19 protein-coding genes and 1 tRNA gene are annotated in these 14,566 nt (G+C 69.4%); 4 read left to right on the top strand and 16 right to left on the bottom strand.

The window, feature by feature from the left end:
* The 11 genes from FLX07_RS27090 to FLX07_RS27040 form a co-directional block, all read right to left on the bottom strand.
* Positions 1 to 259: hypothetical protein (locus FLX07_RS27090; protein ID WP_142574492.1), on the bottom strand; the 259-nt coding region annotated here is incomplete at its 3' end.
* Positions 260 to 679: 420 nt separating this feature from the next.
* Positions 680 to 1,186 carry a hypothetical protein gene (locus FLX07_RS27085; protein ID WP_142574491.1) on the bottom strand — a complete coding sequence of 169 codons (507 nt, stop codon included), beginning with the start codon at positions 1,184 to 1,186 and terminating at the stop codon, positions 680 to 682.
* Positions 1,183 to 1,671, bottom strand: coding sequence for a hypothetical protein (locus FLX07_RS27080; protein ID WP_142574490.1), 489 nt, complete (start codon positions 1,669 to 1,671; stop codon positions 1,183 to 1,185). Before FLX07_RS27080 ends, FLX07_RS27085 begins: the two co-directional genes overlap by 4 nt.
* A gap of 350 nt (positions 1,672 to 2,021) precedes the next feature.
* Positions 2,022 to 2,417, bottom strand: a complete 396-nt coding sequence (gene rplL, locus FLX07_RS27075; RefSeq protein WP_142574489.1) for a 50S ribosomal protein L7/L12 — start codon at positions 2,415 to 2,417, stop codon at positions 2,022 to 2,024.
* 77 nt (positions 2,418 to 2,494) lie between these two features.
* Positions 2,495 to 3,019 carry a 50S ribosomal protein L10 gene (gene rplJ / locus FLX07_RS27070; protein ID WP_142574488.1) on the bottom strand — a complete coding sequence of 175 codons (525 nt, stop codon included), beginning with the start codon at positions 3,017 to 3,019 and terminating at the stop codon, positions 2,495 to 2,497.
* A gap of 225 nt (positions 3,020 to 3,244) precedes the next feature.
* Positions 3,245 to 4,102, bottom strand: coding sequence for an SCO4651 family lipoprotein (locus tag FLX07_RS27065; RefSeq protein ID WP_142574487.1), 858 nt, complete (start codon positions 4,100 to 4,102; stop codon positions 3,245 to 3,247).
* 411 nt (positions 4,103 to 4,513) lie between these two features.
* Positions 4,514 to 5,227 carry a 50S ribosomal protein L1 gene (rplA, locus tag FLX07_RS27060; protein WP_142574486.1) on the bottom strand — a complete coding sequence of 238 codons (714 nt, stop codon included), beginning with the start codon at positions 5,225 to 5,227 and terminating at the stop codon, positions 4,514 to 4,516.
* A 74-nt stretch (positions 5,228 to 5,301) separates the two neighbouring features.
* Positions 5,302 to 5,733 (bottom strand): 50S ribosomal protein L11, encoded by a 432-nt coding sequence (rplK, locus tag FLX07_RS27055; RefSeq protein WP_142574485.1) that lies wholly within the window; start codon positions 5,731 to 5,733, stop codon positions 5,302 to 5,304.
* 95 nt (positions 5,734 to 5,828) lie between these two features.
* Positions 5,829 to 6,665 carry a transcription termination/antitermination protein NusG gene (nusG, locus tag FLX07_RS27050; RefSeq protein WP_229689523.1) on the bottom strand — a complete coding sequence of 279 codons (837 nt, stop codon included), beginning with the start codon at positions 6,663 to 6,665 and terminating at the stop codon, positions 5,829 to 5,831.
* 56 nt (positions 6,666 to 6,721) lie between these two features.
* Complete coding sequence (gene secE, locus FLX07_RS27045) at positions 6,722 to 6,979, bottom strand: preprotein translocase subunit SecE (RefSeq protein ID WP_030510284.1); 258 nt, start codon at positions 6,977 to 6,979, stop codon at positions 6,722 to 6,724.
* A 75-nt stretch (positions 6,980 to 7,054) separates the two neighbouring features.
* Positions 7,055 to 7,127, bottom strand: a tRNA-Trp gene (locus FLX07_RS27040).
* Positions 7,128 to 7,362: 235 nt separating this feature from the next.
* Between FLX07_RS27040 and FLX07_RS27035 the strand changes: the two genes are divergently transcribed.
* Positions 7,363 to 8,568 carry a pyridoxal phosphate-dependent aminotransferase gene (locus FLX07_RS27035; protein WP_142574484.1) on the top strand — a complete coding sequence of 402 codons (1,206 nt, stop codon included), beginning with the start codon at positions 7,363 to 7,365 and terminating at the stop codon, positions 8,566 to 8,568.
* Between the two features lie 20 nt (positions 8,569 to 8,588).
* Here the strand turns inward: FLX07_RS27035 and FLX07_RS38560 are convergent, their stop codons facing one another.
* The 3 genes from FLX07_RS38560 to FLX07_RS27025 form a co-directional block, all read right to left on the bottom strand.
* Positions 8,589 to 8,723 (bottom strand): hypothetical protein, encoded by a 135-nt coding sequence (locus tag FLX07_RS38560; RefSeq protein WP_263407679.1) that lies wholly within the window; start codon positions 8,721 to 8,723, stop codon positions 8,589 to 8,591.
* Positions 8,724 to 8,910: 187 nt separating this feature from the next.
* Positions 8,911 to 9,930 (bottom strand): PASTA domain-containing protein, encoded by a 1,020-nt coding sequence (locus tag FLX07_RS27030; protein WP_142574483.1) that lies wholly within the window; start codon positions 9,928 to 9,930, stop codon positions 8,911 to 8,913.
* Positions 9,927 to 10,427, bottom strand: a complete 501-nt coding sequence (locus tag FLX07_RS27025; protein ID WP_142574482.1) for a SigE family RNA polymerase sigma factor — start codon at positions 10,425 to 10,427, stop codon at positions 9,927 to 9,929. Before FLX07_RS27025 ends, FLX07_RS27030 begins: the two co-directional genes overlap by 4 nt.
* 74 nt (positions 10,428 to 10,501) lie before the next feature.
* On the opposite strand from FLX07_RS27025, the gene FLX07_RS27020 reads away from it, so the two are divergent.
* Entirely contained in the window at positions 10,502 to 11,521 is a 1,020-nt protein-coding gene (locus FLX07_RS27020; protein ID WP_142574481.1) for an adenosine deaminase, read from the top strand.
* A 9-nt stretch (positions 11,522 to 11,530) separates the two neighbouring features.
* Here the strand turns inward: FLX07_RS27020 and FLX07_RS27015 are convergent, their stop codons facing one another.
* Together FLX07_RS27015 and FLX07_RS27010 are read right to left on the bottom strand one after the other, a co-directional pair.
* Positions 11,531 to 12,280, bottom strand: a complete 750-nt coding sequence (locus FLX07_RS27015) for a hypothetical protein (protein WP_142574480.1) — start codon at positions 12,278 to 12,280, stop codon at positions 11,531 to 11,533.
* Positions 12,264 to 12,815 carry an RNA polymerase sigma factor gene (locus FLX07_RS27010; protein ID WP_142574479.1) on the bottom strand — a complete coding sequence of 184 codons (552 nt, stop codon included), beginning with the start codon at positions 12,813 to 12,815 and terminating at the stop codon, positions 12,264 to 12,266. The genes FLX07_RS27015 and FLX07_RS27010 overlap by 17 nt, the downstream gene beginning before the upstream one ends.
* Before the next feature lie 240 nt (positions 12,816 to 13,055).
* Between FLX07_RS27010 and FLX07_RS27005 the strand changes: the two genes are divergently transcribed.
* Both FLX07_RS27005 and FLX07_RS27000 read left to right on the top strand, forming a co-directional pair.
* On the top strand, positions 13,056 to 13,787 hold the full coding sequence (locus tag FLX07_RS27005) for a class I SAM-dependent methyltransferase (RefSeq protein ID WP_142574478.1): 732 nt from the start codon (positions 13,056 to 13,058) through the stop codon (positions 13,785 to 13,787).
* A 79-nt stretch (positions 13,788 to 13,866) separates the two neighbouring features.
* Positions 13,867 to 14,565, top strand: coding sequence for a response regulator transcription factor (locus FLX07_RS27000; RefSeq protein WP_142574477.1), 699 nt, complete (start codon positions 13,867 to 13,869; stop codon positions 14,563 to 14,565).
* Position 14,566: the final 1 nt, after the last annotated feature.

Below are 14,566 nucleotides of genomic sequence, written 5' to 3'. Positions count from 1 at the left end.
ACATGGTTCCGGAGAAGTCCTCGATGGGACTGATCTCCTCGAAGATCTCTTCAAGACCCGACTGGGCCGGGACGTCCTTGCGCCCGGCCTGGCGAGCCGCCTCAACCCGGCCCTTCCATTTCTCGTTTCCGAGCAGCCAATCAAAGGACTCGGTCTGCAGGGCGAGAAGGTCGGGTACTTCGAGCGGCTCCTCGATGCGTGCAAACGACACGGTTCGGGGACCGGCGGGTACGGCGGAGGCGTTGCGCGAGGCTGCCAACAGATGTCCTTCCGAGGGCTCGCGGACTGACTACACGCACGCCAGACGACCAGGACTAAGAGTTACTCAGAGAGACGGTCGTCAAAGGGCAGCGCAAAGGGGCAGTGTAGCCGATCGGCATACACCTGTCCACTCCGCTATCGCTCTGCGCTCCACGTTGGTGGCAGCATCACCCGTCAGCGCCGAAACGTCAAGCCCGGGAGCCGACATTTCGCCTAACCGACAGGCGTCACGCTGGGTTTTCCCGCCCTCGGGACCGAGCGACCGCCGGAGATCCAGTCCCTACCCGGGACCGGAGACGGGTAACGCTCAGTCACGCGAACGACCCAACGCTGACCGTCGATCGACGCCACCGTGCCGTGAATACCCATCCACCGGCGCGGTCTAAACGTCGTCTTTACTAACAATTTAGCTACGTGCTCAGGGAACGGGCGTGTCACCCAGGAGCGTGGACAGCCGGGAGGCCCGCCAGCCGTCGCCCTGCGTCACCATGACAAGGCGCGCCCTTCCCTGGCTGACCTGCTGCTTCGGCTCCTCCTGACCCGGGCCCGACCGCGTCGTGACCATGTTCACGAACAGCAGCACCCGGACCTCGTCCGGCGTCGCCGACTCCACTCCGGCGGCGGCCACCACCGCGTGTTGCACCGTCCGCCGCTCCCGCGCCTGCGGCCCGAGCGTCTTCGCGAGCGTCCGGTAATGCTCCGCCAGTTGCCCTGTGGCGTGTGCGCCCGCCCTCAGCATGTCCCGCTCGATCGTACGGTAGTCGTACGACAACATGTCCGGAGCGTAGGACCGGGCGGCCGAGAGGGCCTCCCGGGACGCTCTCTCGGCGGCCTGGACGCGGCGCAGATCGAGCAGCAGCCACACGGCGGCGACGGCCAGCCCGGCCGCCACGAGGGCCGCCGACGCCCGTAGCAGACGCCTCACTGCACCAGCTCCGCCCGCGAGACCAGCCACAGGCCCGAGGCCTTCGTGACGTCCATGCGCCAGCGGAAGAAGCGCTCCTCAGGAGGGGCCTTCCTGCCGTCCTCCCAATGGATCACCGCGTCGCCGACGATCAGCACCTGTGCCGTGCGCCGGCCGCCGTCGATGGAGGCGAGCGCGGACGCCCGCAGGACTCCCGTCTGGACGGCCTTGTTCTTCAGCGTGGCGGCCCTGAGGGCCGCCTGCCCGGCGGCGTACTGCGCCCGCTGTGGGCCCGTGGAGGTCGCCAGGGCGCGTTTGAGATCGTCGTCGATGCGGCGGTGGTCGATCGACATGAGGCTCACGGCGTGCGCCGCGGCGGCCTGCACGGCCATCTCGCGGTCCTGCGCCGCCGCGAGGGCATCCGTGCGCGCCCGGGCGAGCCAGTAGACCGCCAGGGACAAGGCGGCCACGAGGAGGACGAGCCCGCCGGTCAGCGCGCGCCGCATTCCCGCACCTCCTGAGCACCCGGTCGTCTCGGCCCGTTCACGTCGCGCGGATCCGCGGTCGTGCCCGACGAACCATGTCCTGCTGCGCGTGGCGGCGCCCCGCCGCGCTGCCGTCGCCTGCAGCCTCCCGCGGCCACGAGCTCCTCCGCCGCCTTTCGACGCATCCACCTGGTTCCACGCTCGCGGCGGACAGCCTCTGTCGGACACTCCCCATTCCGCACGATAGATCAACGGGCCCGCCCTGCCCATAGGGTCTGGAGTCCGTACGGCGTCCGGGCATGCGAAAGGGGCGGTCCCATCCGGCACCTGGATGGACCCGCCCCTTCGGTGAAGCGTGTTACGAGGCCGTCTTACTTGACGGAGACCGTGGCGCCGGCGCCCTCGAGGGCAGCCTTCGCCTTCTCGGCCTGCTCCTTGTTGACCTTGCCGTCGAAGACCGGCTTCGGAGCGCCGTCCACGAGGTCCTTGGCCTCCTTGAGGCCCAGGCTCGTCAGGGCGCGGATCTCCTTGATGACCTGGATCTTCTTGTCGCCGGCGGCCTCGAGGATGACGTCGAACTCGTCCTGCTCCTCGGCCTCCTCGGCGGCGCCACCAGCGCCACCGGCGGCCGGGGCGGCGGCGACGGCGACCGGGGCGGCGGCCTTGACGTCGAAGGTCTCCTCGAAGACCTTCACGAAGTCGGACAGCTCAAGGAGGGTCATCTCCTTGAAGGTCTCGAGCAGCTCGTCGGTGCTGAGCTTCGCCATGATGTGTTCCTCCAGTGGATCGAGCAAAAAACGTTAAAGGGACCGCGGTGCGCGCTTCCCCCGTCCGCTGCGCGGACCTACTCGCCGGCCTCTTCGCGCTTGGCGCGCAGAGCCTCGGCCAGTCGAGCCATCGTGGTGGGCAGCGCGGCGAAGGTGGCGGCAGCCTGGGACTGCTTGGCCTTCAGTGCGCCGGCCAGCTTCGCGAGGAGCACCTCGCGGGACTCAAGGTCGGCAAGCTTCGTGATCTCGTCGGGCGTCATCGACTTGCCGTCGACGACACCACCCTTGATCACCAGGAGGGGGTTGGCCTTGGCGAAGTCACGCAGACCCTTGGCCGCCTCCACGACGTCGCCCTTGACGAACGCGATGGCGGTCGGGCCCTGGAACAGGTCGTCCAGGGCAGAGATCCCGGCGTTGTTGGCCGCGATCTTGGTAAGCGTGTTCTTCGCCACGGCGAACTTCGCATTCCCACCGAGAGAGACGCGCAGCTGCTTGAGCTGCGCGACGGTGAGACCGCGGTATTCGGTCAGAACGGCGGCGCTGGATCCCTCGAACTCACTCTTGAGCTCGGCGATCGCGACGCTCTTCTCCGCCTTCGCCATGGGCCTCCTTCCAGATGTGCCGCCGGCGAAGGGCCTCCGAAAAACAGACAAGCCCCGGCGCAGGCGCACGGGGCTTGGATGGACGTCGAACGTCCTCAAGCATCTCCACACCTACGCGGGCCGTCCACTCACGTGGATCCTTCGGTCACCAGGCTGTACAGCCCGATGACGACCGGCGGTCTTTGGCAGGAGACACACTACGTTGTCAACCGGCAGGACGCCAAATCAGCTTCCCGCGCCGGACGGCTGCTGCGTCATGTGCGGCAGCGTCTGCGGCAGGTCACCGACCTGGTCGGCGGCCGGCGCGTTGATCGAAACGGGCTCGTTGAACGACTTGAACATCGCCGTGGCCTTGAACGTACCGGCGTCCGGCTTGCCGCCGTTCAGCTCGACCTTGCGCGGCAGGCCCTGAGTGTCGATCCAGGCGTCGAACTTGACGTCCTTGGCGTTCGCGAGCTCGCCCTGCATGCGGCCGCGCCGGTCCTCGGGAAGCTGCTTGACGGCCTCGTCCACCGGGAACGAGCCCGAGTAGTGGGTCGTGTCCACCCCGCCGACCTGCTCACTGCCCACCGACTTGACGTCCTTGGACGCGGTGAGCATGGCGACGCTCGTCTTCAGGTCGAACTGCTGGGCCTGGGCGAGGTACTGGTCGACGTTCACGCCGGCCTGCGAGCCGAGCTGCTTCAGGTCGAGCCTGATCCACGGCTTGGTGGCGCCCACCAGGGTCTTGAGCATGTCGACCTTCACGAACGCCACGTCGCCCTGAAGGATCACCCGTACGCCGCCGGGCACGCTCTGCCCGTTGAACGCCACCTGGCTGAGGTTGATGTCGGAGGCGATCTGCGGGGTCTTCTGGTAGAGCATCGTGCCCTGAACGACCCCTCCCTGACCCCCCTTGGCGTCGGTCACGTTCACCACGAGGTCCGCGGCATAGGTGTTGACGTCGTCGGCCTTCTGCGCGGTCTGCTGGATGACCTCGGCCGCCGAGAGCTGCGCGTTCTGGAGAGACGGAGCCGCGGTCGTCCCGCATCCCGCGACCGTGAGCGCGGCCATCGCCCCGGTGGCCACCAGTAGTCGTCGCATTGTTTCCATCCCTTCGGTGTCCCCCTTTACCTGCCCTTGACCCTATGCGCCTAACGCCACCAGTGCGCTGCTACGGGGCGAACCCTCATGAGCTGTGCACAAAACCTCTACATCGCCCTTGTCGGTCTCCTGAGAGTCGGCCTCCGCGCGGCTGTCCCGCGTCACGCGATCGGGGGCGGATCGCGCCGGCTGGTCATGCCGGCACGCGACATCATCACCATGTCCGACGGCTCGGACGGGATCAGCGCGCAGGGCGGGCCGGAACGACGCAGTGCGGCCGGCACATCGAAGTCCCCGGAGCGCAGGCCGACCTGGACCTGTCGGCGGGGGCTGGTTTGCCGGTAGACGCGCGGAAGCCCCCGCCCGGAAAGGGCGGGGGCTTCCGTCGTCGTTATCGGCCTGGGTGACGGCTCAGGCGTCGATCTCGGCGGTCAACGCCCGCGTCACGTTCGGGTCGACCGGGATGCCGGGGCCCATGGACGTGGTGAAGGTGACCTTCTTGAGGTAACGGCCCTTGGCCGCCGACGGCTTGAGACGCAGCACCTCGTCCAGCGCCGCGGCGTAGTTCTCCACGAGCTGACGCTCGTCGAAGGACGCCTTGCCGATGATGAAGTGCAGGTTCGCGTGCCGGTCGACCCGGAACTCGATCTTTCCGCCCTTGATGTCGCTGACGGCCTTGGCCACGGCGGGCGTGACGGTGCCGGTCTTCGGGTTCGGCATGAGGCCGCGGGGGCCGAGCACGCGGCCCAGACGACCGACCTTGCCCATCATGTCCGGGGTGGCGACGACCGCGTCGAAGTCGAGACGGCCCTTGGACACCTCGTCGATCAGCTCGTCGGAGCCGACGATGTCGGCGCCGGCCGCGCGGGCCTCCTCGGCACGGTCACCGGTCGCGAAGACCAGGACCCGGGCGGTCTTGCCGGTGCCGTGCGGGAGGTTGACGGTGCCGCGGACCATCTGGTCGGCCTTGCGCGGGTCGACGCCCAGCCGCAGGGCGACCTCGACGGTCGCGTCGAACTTCGTGGTCGCGGTCTTCTTGGCCAGCCGTACGCCGTCGAGCGGGTTGTACAGGGCCGCGCGGTCGACCTCGGCCGCCGCGTTCTTCCAGTTCTTGCTGCGCTTCACTTCATGCTCCTCGTGGAGATCGTGGTCCGGGCCCGCGCGTCGGCCCTCCCACTGCGTTTGATTGCGGCTGAGAGTCAGTCGGCGATGGTGATGCCCATGGAACGGGCGGTGCCGGCGATGATCTTCTCGGCGGCCTCGACGTCGTTCGCGTTGAGGTCCTGCATCTTGGTCTCGGCGATCTGGCGAAGCTGCTCGCGGGTCAGCTTGCCCACCTTGTCCTTGTGCGGGTTCGAGCTGCCCTTCTGCAGACCGGCGGCCTTCTTGATCAGCTCGGGCGCCGGCGGCGTCTTCGTGATGAAGGTGAAGGAGCGGTCTTCGAAGATGGTGATCTCGACGGGGATGATGTTGCCCCGCTGGGCCTCCGTCGCCGCGTTGTACTGCTTGACGAAGTCCATGATGTTGACGCCGTGCGGACCGAGCGCGGTACCGACCGGCGGCGCGGGGGTGGCCTGTCCAGCGGGAAGCTGGACCTTCACCAGTGCCGCGACTTTCTTCTTTGGAGGCATTCGTCCTTCTCCGGGTCCTTTTGTCCTACAAAAGCCTCACAGGCACGCCGAAGCAGGGCGTGCGTGAGGACGGCTATCGAGTCTACGCGAGGCGGTCAGATCTTCGAGACCTGGTTGAACGACAGCTCAACCGGGGTCTCACGACCGAAGATCGAAACAAGGACCTTGAGCTTCTGCGACTCGGCGCTGATCTCGCTGACCGTGGCCGGCAGCGTGGCGAACGGCCCGTCCATGACCGTGACGGACTCGCCGACCTCGAAGTCGACGGTCGCGGTGGTCGCCTTGGCCGTGGCCTTCTTGACTTCCTCGGAAGGCTCCGGAGCGAGCAGCTTGGCGACCTCGTCGAGGTTCAGGGGGCTCGGCTTGTTGGACAGGCCGACGAAGCCGGTCACACCGGGCGTGTTACGCACCGCGGCCCAGGACTCGTCGGTCAGGTCCATCCGGACCAGAACGTAACCGGGAAGCACTCGCTCCTTGATCGGAGTCTTCTTGCCGCCCTTGAACTCCGTGATCGTGTGGGTCGGCACCTCGACCTGGAAGATGAAGTCCTCCATGTTGAGGGACCCGATACGGCTCTCGATGTTCTGCTTCACGCGGTTCTCGTAACCGGCGTACGAGTGGATGACGTACCACTCGCCGAACTGGCCGCGAAGCTGACGCTTGAACTCCTCGACCGGGTCGACGTCCGGAAGGACGTCACCGTCCTCGTCGACCTGCGCGGCGGCCTCGGCCGATTCTTCGCCGCCGTCGCCGGTGTCAGCGGCGTCATCGGTGTCAGCGGCGTCGCCGGCGTCATCGGTGTCAGCGGCGTCATCGCCGTCTGAGTCGGCGACCGTGGTCTCCTCGGCCTCTGCTACGGCCTCGTCCTGCTCGGTGCCCCACTCGTCATGCTCGTCATGGGAGCGGTCGGTCGGCATCGGGGACTCGGACACGGGACTCTTCCTTACTTCGCTTGGTGTCTTGACGTGCTATGACGTCTCGCGGGGGATCAGGATCCGCCGAAGAGCCAGAGCACTGCCTTACCCAGCAGCGTATCGATCCCGAACACGAGCCCAACCATGATCACAACGAAGACCAGGACAACTACCGTGTACGAAATAAGGTCATTGCGCCGGGGCCAGATGACCTTGCGCAGCTCGGCGACAACCTGCCGGTAGAACAGAGCGGGCGAGGTGCGCTTTGCCTTCTTCTCACTGGTCGGCTTGCCTGGCTTGCCAGCGGTTTCACCGCGGGTGTCGATCGCCACAGTCCTCACCTGATCCGTCGTGTCCGTCGCAGTTGCGGCGCGCTTTCACGCCATTGTTGCGCGGACCGCACTCCGCAGGGCACGAGGGACTCGAACCCCCAACCGCCGGTTTTGGAGACCGGTGCGCTACCAATTGCGCTAGTGCCCTAAGCCGTGCACCACGATACCCGAGAAACGCGTAGAAGCGTCCGTCGTGGCGTTCATGTGGCCCACTAGTCGGTGAAGTGTACGCGGGATTCACCACTCCGTCGAACCACACGGTCGCCGCACCGCCCGGAGGCGGCCCGGGTGCCGTTCCTGTGCGGTCTAAAGCTACCGTGCGAACCCGTCCGCATCCTGGATATGGATACGAAACCGCGCGGCGCGTCTGGAACGATGGAGGCATGACCCGACCTCGCATCTCCGCGCGCATATCCGCGATCTCCGAGTCCGCGACTCTGGCCGTGGACGCCAAGGCCAAGGCGATGAAGGCGGCCGGTCGCCCGGTCATCGGCTTCGGCGCCGGCGAGCCCGACTTTCCCACGCCCGACTACATCGTCGAGGCGGCCGTCGAGGCGTGCCGGAACCCCAGGTTCCACAAGTACACCCCGGCCGGGGGCCTGCCCGAGCTCAAGCAGGCGATCGCCGACAAGACGCTGCGCGACAGCGGGTTCCGGGTCGAGGCCGCCCAGATCCTGGTGACGAACGGCGGCAAGCAGGCGGTCTACGAGGCGTTCGCCACGCTGCTCGACCCCGGTGACGAGGTCCTGGTCGTGGCGCCCTACTGGACGACGTACCCGGAGGCGATCAAGCTCGCGGGCGGCGTCCAGGTCGACGTGGTCACCGACGAGACGACCGGCTACCTGGCCTCGGTCGAGCAGCTCGAGGAGAAGCTGACCGACCGCACCAAGGTCCTGCTGTTCGTCTCGCCGTCCAACCCGACGGGGGCCGTCTACTCCCCCGCCCAGGTCGAGGAGATCGGCCGCTGGGCGCTGGACAAGGGCCTGTGGGTCGTGACCGACGAGATCTACGAGCACCTGGTCTACGGCGAGGCGGAGTTCTCCAGCATCGCGACCGCCGTGCCCGAGCTGCGCGACCGGGTCGTCGTGCTGAACGGCGTGGCCAAGACGTACGCGATGACCGGCTGGCGGGTGGGCTGGCTGATCGGCCCGTCCGATGTGGTCAAGGCGGCGACGAACCTGCAGTCCCACGCCACCTCGAACGTTTCCAACGTCGCCCAGGCCGCCGCGCTCGCGGCCGTCTCCGGCGACCTGTCGGCCGTCGCCGAGATGCGCGCGGCGTTCGACCGGCGCCGCCAGACCATGGTCCGGATGCTCAACGAGATCCCCGGTGTGCTCTGCCCCGAGCCGTTCGGCGCGTTCTACGCCTACCCGTCGGTCAAGGCGCTGCTGGGCAAGGAGATCCGCGGCAGGCGCCCGCAGACCTCGGCCGAGCTGGCCGAGCTCATCCTGGAAGAGGCCGAGGTCGCGCTGGTGCCCGGCGAGGCGTTCGGCACCCCGGGCTACTTCCGCCTGTCGTACGCGCTGGGCGACGACGACCTCGTCGAGGGCGTCAGCCGGGTGGCCAAGCTCCTGGCCGAGTCGCACTGAGAACCGAGGCCGACCGAGCATCAGGGGCCGTCGGGCAAGGGCCTGTCGAACAGAAGCCAGTCGGGCAGGGGCCCGTCGAGCATCGAGGCCACCAGGACGTCGCGAATCTGCCACGAAGGCCCGGTCCCCACCATGTGGGACCGGGCCTTCGTCATGCGCGGAGGCGGATGCGCCCCGTCTCCCAGAGGCAGGTGACGGGCACCGGCGTCAAAGACGAATCCCTGCGGCGATCAGGCCGGGCCGGTACGGCCGGCGCCTCCGGGCCCGGCCGGAGGCACCGATGCACGGAGCCACAGAGGCGCTGAGGTGTGAAGAGGCACGGAGGCGCGGAACGGGGCAGGGTCACTTGTCGAGGGTGGCCCCGGCGGCGATCTTGTTGAGCTCCTTGTCGGCCACCGCCTTGCCGAGCTTGGCCGCGTAGTCAGGGCTCATCATGACCTCGACCCCGACTCCGGGAGCGATGGTCCACGCGATCGTCGGGGTGCCCCCGTCGTTGAGCCGCTCGCCCCCATCCGACAGGCTGACCAGGTAGGCCTTCCTGCCGCCGATTTCGACCGGCTTCGCGCCCTGCGCGGCGAAGCTCTGAAGCCGCTTCGCGAACTGTTCTGCGGCCTCCTTCCGATAGACGACCATCTGGACGCTGTACATGCCGGGTTCGAGCCCGGGCTCCACCCAGCTCGTGGTGTAGCTCCGCTTGCCGAACCCGTCCTTGCCTGACCACTTGCCCCATTCGAGCCCCTTGGGCAGGTAGCCGACGTGCACGCCGCCGAGCGTCCGGCCGTCCCCCAGATCGCCGAGGTCCTGGGGCATCGACGGGTCCTGCGCGCCCTCCGTGCCCGCCGTGGCGGACGGGGCCGGGCCGGCCGCCGTGGCGATGATGATCGTGACCGCCGCCCCGGCGGGAGCGGTCGTCCCGGGGGCCGGCGTCTGGCCGACGACCGTCCCCGCCGGGGCCCCGTCGCTGACGACCTTCGTGACCCGCACCGTGTAGCCGGCCTCCTTCAGGACGGCGTCGCTCTGCGCGGCGCTCTTGCCGACCATGTCGGGAACAACGTTCCCGGGCACGGCGACCGTGTCGCCGGAGCCGGTCGCGGTCGCGGACGCGGACGCGGCCGGAGTTCCCGAGCCGGTGGCGCCGGCCCCGGCGAGAACGCCGGCGTCCGGGACGGCGCCGGGCCCGGCGGTCAACGCCACGGGCACGGCCACCGCGGCCGCCGCGGCGAGCACGGCGACTCCCGCCACGCGAAATCGCACCACGTGCCGCCGGTTGCGCCGCCGGACGGCCTGGCCCAGTGACGGCGGCGCCTGCACGCCGACGACCTCGGCGGCCATGGCGTCTCTCAGCGCCTCTTCGACGTTCATGCGGACGCTCCTTCCAAGTTCTCCATATGTGCGCGCACGCGTGCCAGACCGCGGGCGGCCTGGCTCTTGACGGTGCCGACGGAGCAGCCGAGCAGCGCCGCGGTCTCGGCCTCCGACAGGTCCTCCCAGTAGCGCAGGACCAGTACGGCCCGCATCCGGGCCGGCAGCTTCCTGAGTTCGGTGATGAGCACGTCCCGCAGGCCGAGGTCGGGCGACTCCACGGGTGTCTCCGGCGGCTGGGCGAAGGTGATCTCCCGGAGCACCTTGCGCCGCCTGGCCTTGCTGATCGCGCCGTTCACCACGACCCGGCGCGCGTACGCCTCGGGGTTGTCGTGCCGGATGCGCGGCCAGTGCCGGTAGACCTTCTCCAACGCGTTCTGGACCATGTCCTCGGCGTCGGACTCGGAGGCGCCGCAGACAAGGATCGCGGTGCGCAGGAGGGCGGTGCTGCGCGCGGCCAGGAACTCGTCGAAAGCCGCCTCGTCTTCTTCGGTCATGGGCTCCCCTTTCGTCCCTCCCCAACGCGCCAACCCGGCGACAGGTTGAGAGCGACATGCGGCAACATATGGAGATGGCACGTCCACTAAACACGCTCCCCAAGGCACACCTGCACTTGCACTTCACCGGCTCGATGCGGCATTCGACGCTGATCGAGCTCGCCCGGGAGCAGGGCGTCCACCTCCCCGACGCGCTGGTGGAGGACTGGCCGCCGAAACTGCGGGCGACCGACGAGCGCGGCTGGTTCCGGTTCCAGCGGTTGTACGACATCGCGCGGTCGGTGCTGCGCCGCCCCGAGGACGTCTACCGGCTGCTGCGCGAGGCCGCCGAGGACGAGGCCCGGGAAGGCTCGCGCTGGCTGGAGATCCAGGTCGATCCCTCCGGGTACGCCCAGCGTTTCGGCGGGCTGACCGAGACACTCGAACTCGTCCTCGACGCGACGGACAAGGCGGCCAGGCAGGCCGGGATCGGCATGGCGGTGATCGTGGCCGCCAACCGCATCCGGCACACGCTCGACGCCAGGACGCTGGCCCGCCTGGCGGCCCGCTACCAGGGCAGGGGCGTGGTGGGCTTCGGCCTGTCCAACGACGAGCGGCGCGGCCGGGCGAGGGACTTCGAGCACGCCTTCCGGATCGCCAGGGGCGCGGGGCTGCTCGCCGTGCCGCACGGCGGCGAGTTGCTGGGCGCGGCGAGCGTCGCCGAATGCCTCGACGACCTGGACGCCGATCGGATCGGCCATGGCGTGCGCGCGGCCGAGTCGCCCCGCCTGATGGAGCGGCTGGCCGACCGGCAGGTCACCTGCGAGGTGTGCCCGCTGTCCAACGTGGGCCTCGGGGTGGCGGAACGCCCCGAGGACGTGCCGCTGCGGCGGCTGTTCGAGGCCGGGGTGCCGATCGCTCTCGGCGCCGACGACCCGCTGCTGTTCGGCGCCCGGCTGCTGCCGCAGTATGAGCTCGCGCGGGACGTCTACGGCTTCGGCGACGCGGAGATCGCCGAGCTCGCCCGGCAGTCGATCCGGTCGTCGACGGCGCCCGAAGCGGTCAAGAAGGAGTTGCTGAGCGAGGCCGACGCCTGGCTCGCCTCCCCCGAGTGAGTCCCCGGCTCACCGGACCGAGGAGGCGATCCGCATGGCCTCGACGCGGTCCGGCCCCTCCAGTCGCAGCCCGACCAGCTTGTGCTGCCAAATGAGCGTCGGCCCGGCCACCCGCTCCTCCCGAGGCGCGCCGCCGTCCCCCGGCACGTACGACACGCCGTGAGAGCGCGGAATCCACCATCCGCCGACGACGCCCACCTGCTCCGGGAACGGTTCTCCGAGTTCCTTGTGCCAGACGACGCCCAGCGTGCCGTCGAACTCGTCGAGCCGGACGCCCGGCCACAGCAGTGTCACCACCCGGCCGCCGTCGGCGAGGCGGACGTCGGACGGCTCGCCGAGCGCGGACGGCACGGCCACGGGGAAGCGGGCGCCGCGCCGCGCCTCCTCCAGCGTCACCCGGCGCTCGCCGGGCAACGGACTCGGCACTCCCGTGGGCAGCGGCCCGGCGCCGCCCACGTGGATCTCGACGCCCGCGATGCGCAGCACCGACACGACAGCGGCCCGGCCCTGCGGTGTGGCCCCGAGCAGCACGGCCGTCAGCACCGCCACCGCCGCTGCCGCGACGCGCGGCGACGGCCGCCACGCGGCCCGCGGCCGTACCCTGTCGCCGGCCCCGCCGTCCTCGATGCGGGCGCGTACGGCACGCGCCACGTCGGCGGGAGGCGGCACGGGGGCCATGGCCAGTTCCTCGCCGAGGTCCCGCAGCCGCGTCTCGAGGTCCTCCGGCGCGATCGGATCTCTGTCATCCGAAGTGCTCACGGCCCACCTCCTCCCGCAGACGCCGCAGGGCCCGGAACGTCCGTGACTTGACCGTGCCGAGCCGCACGCCGAGGACTTCGGCCGTCTCCGCCTCGGACAACTGCAGGAAATACCGGCAGACCACGGCTTCGCGTTCCCCGTCGGACAGCGCGCGTACCGCCTCCAGCAGGCGGGCCCGGCCGTCGGCGTCCACCGCCGCGCTCTCCGGGTCCCCGGGGTCCCCGGGTCCGTACGGCTCCCGCTCGCGGCCCAGCCGTACGGCGAGGTCGGAGCGGCGGCCACGCGACCGGGTGAGGTCGTGGGTCTCGTTGGCCACGATACGCAGCAGCCAGGGGCGGAAGGACGAGCCCCGGCGGAAGCCCTTGAGGTGGCGGAACGCCTTGACGAACGCCTCCTGAACGACGTCCTGCGCCTCGTCGGCCGCGCCGAGCAGGCTCGCCGTACGGTGGGCGACCGCGCTGTAACGGGTGACCAGCACCTCGTAGGCGTCGAGGTCACCGGCCAGAGCGCGGGTCACTGCTTCGTCGTCGTCCATAAAGGGCAATCGGGGGATCGGGGCGGAGGTGAAGCCTACGATCAGGCGGGCATTCCGTCCACAGGGGTGTCGACGGATTCCCCATGCTGTCCGAAGAACCGTGCTGTCCGAAGAACGGAGCCGCCAGAAGAACAGAGCCGCGCGAAGCTCCCATCCGCGGCCCCTCCGGCGAAGCGGACGCCCGCCGATGGGTCGGGCACTACACTTTCCACGACCGTCAGCGTGCAGATCGAGGATCCTATGTCTGGGTATGACCGAGTAGTCCAGCCGGCGGCCGGGGACGAGGCTCTGGAGAACCACCTCGGCGGCGACGAGGCCAAGAACTACCGGCAGTACGAGTTCGACATGGTCGCGCCGCACGTCGGGCGGTCGCTCCTGGAGATCGGGTCGGGTCTCGGGCATTTCGCCGAGCAGTTTCTGCCGCGCCTGGACAGGCTCGTGGTGAGCGACTTCGATCCCTACTGCGTGGAGCAACTGCGCCAGAGGTTCGCCGACCGCGACGACGTGTCGGTGCTCCAGTTCGGCCTGCCGACCGAGATCCCCCTTTCCGACCCGGTCGACACCGTCGTGATGATGAACGTCCTCGAGCACATCGAGGAGGACGCCGAGGCGCTGCGGTCGCTGGCCAAGGTGACCGCTCCCGGCGGGCGCATCGTCATCTGGGTGCCCGGCTACATGCAGCTCTACGGGGACTTCGACCGCAAGGTGGGGCACGTCACCCGCTACACCCCCGCTACCCTGCGCAAGACGGTCACCGACGCCGGCCTCGACGTGCAGGTGCTCAAGCCGATCAACTTCCTCGGCGGCATCGCCTGGTGGGCGGCCGTGCGGCGGGGTGGCGTGGGCTACCCCGACCCCCGGCTCGTCAAGATCTACGACCGCACCGTCGTGCCGCTGACCCGGCTCATCGAGCGGTTCGTCCGTCCCCCGTTCGGCCAGACCGTGTTCTGCGTGGCCCGCGTCCCGCGCTGACCCACGAATGCCGCGCGGAGCGGCCCCCGGAGACCCGCATTGTGCAACAAATGCCTTCTACCTGCACAATGGGTCCCCCATGAGTGAAACCAGGATCCTCGTCGTCGAGGACGAGCCGAACATCCGGGACATCGTGGAAGTCGCCCTCAGGTTCCACGGCTTCCGGGTGACGGCCGTGGGCACGGGAGCCGCGGCGCTCGGCGAGGTGCTGACGAACCAGCCCGACCTGGTCGTCCTCGACGTCATGCTGCCCGACATCGACGGCTTCGAGGTCTGCCGGCGAATCCGGGCCGACGGCGTGCACCCTCCCGTGATCTTTCTGACCGCCCGCGACGCGGTCGCCGACACCGTGCGCGGGCTGACCCTCGGCGGCGACGACTACGTCACCAAACCGTTCTCGGTCGAGGCACTGGTAGCGCGGATCCGCGCCGTGCTGCGCCGTACGACCGTGCCGGAGGCGGCCGAGCGGGCGCACGGGCCGATCCTCCAGGTCGGCGACCTGGAGCTCGACGAGGCACGCTGGGAGGTGCGGCGCGGCGGCGTCCCGGTGGAGCTGTCGCCGACCGAGTTCCGCCTGCTGGCCTTCCTGATGGCCAACGCCGGCCTGGTGCTCACCAAGCGGCGCCTGCTGGAGGAGGTCTGGGGCTACGGCGGGAGTTCGCAGGTGCTGGAGACCTACATCTCCTACCTGCGCCGCAAACTCGACCCGCTCGGCCCGCCGCTGATCCACACCCAGCGCGGCATCGGATACTCCCTGCGCCCGCCCCAGGACATGTGAC

Origin of the sequence: Microbispora bryophytorum (genome assembly GCF_006874465.1) — a bacterium.
Taxonomy (GTDB): Bacteria; Actinomycetota; Actinomycetes; order Streptosporangiales; family Streptosporangiaceae; genus Microbispora; species Microbispora bryophytorum.
Note: the sequence above shows the minus strand (reverse complement) of the source record. Positions and strands in the feature narration are given on the sequence as shown.